Genomic DNA, 694 nt, shown 5'->3' on the forward strand with positions numbered 1-694 from the left:
AACCGCAACTGATGGCGGAATGGGACAGTATTCAGGTGAATTAACTGTACACTCCCCTGCCGGCAGCGGAAGCCTGTGCCGGGAGACAAAACCGCTCTTCACAGAACAAGGAGGTCCGTTATGACTGCCGGACAGCAAAAAAGTCGGCTGGATAAAAGCTGGAAGCTGAGCAATCAGCGCAGCACCTTACATCAGGTGCCGGGCAGATAAGGGAATTAATATGACGATCAAAAACAAAAAAGGCAGACTGGATAAAACGTTACCGGATGTGCAGAACTGGGCAAGAGGAATGGCTGAACGGCCAACATTTAATCCACAACATAATTATATACAACAATATTACGACAGGCAGGCTGAGTTTTTTGAAGCATTGAATCATTTAGATTATTTTGGCATGGCGGAAGTAGGTAATAGTCTGATTGCCGCAGGAATCTATCCAAATACACCATCTCTTATTCATATGGCACATGGATTCTCCCGGATAATTCACGCCAATGGTATTAATATCCTACGATTAAAAGAACGAAAAAAAACTATTCTATTAAACTTAGATTTGGTTACGCATAATATTCTCGGGGCTGTTGCATTGGGTATGCCGGAACTAGCCAGAAAATTTCACCGAATTGTTCTTGATGGACTGGAGCAAGGATATGGTATAAAAAACGGACATAATGATCCCGGCCCGGAAACATTG

At 43.5% G+C, this 694-nt stretch carries 1 protein-coding gene; it reads left to right on the forward strand.

Annotated features, from left to right (window positions below; translation table 11 throughout):
* Window positions 1-220 precede the first annotated feature (220 nt).
* Window positions 221-694 (forward strand): hypothetical protein (locus AQ981_RS25385; RefSeq protein ID WP_154675989.1); only part of this gene is annotated, 474 nt, incomplete at its 3' end.

It is taken from the genome of Entomohabitans teleogrylli, assembly GCF_001484765.1.
GTDB lineage: Bacteria > Pseudomonadota > Gammaproteobacteria > Enterobacterales > Enterobacteriaceae > Entomohabitans > Entomohabitans teleogrylli.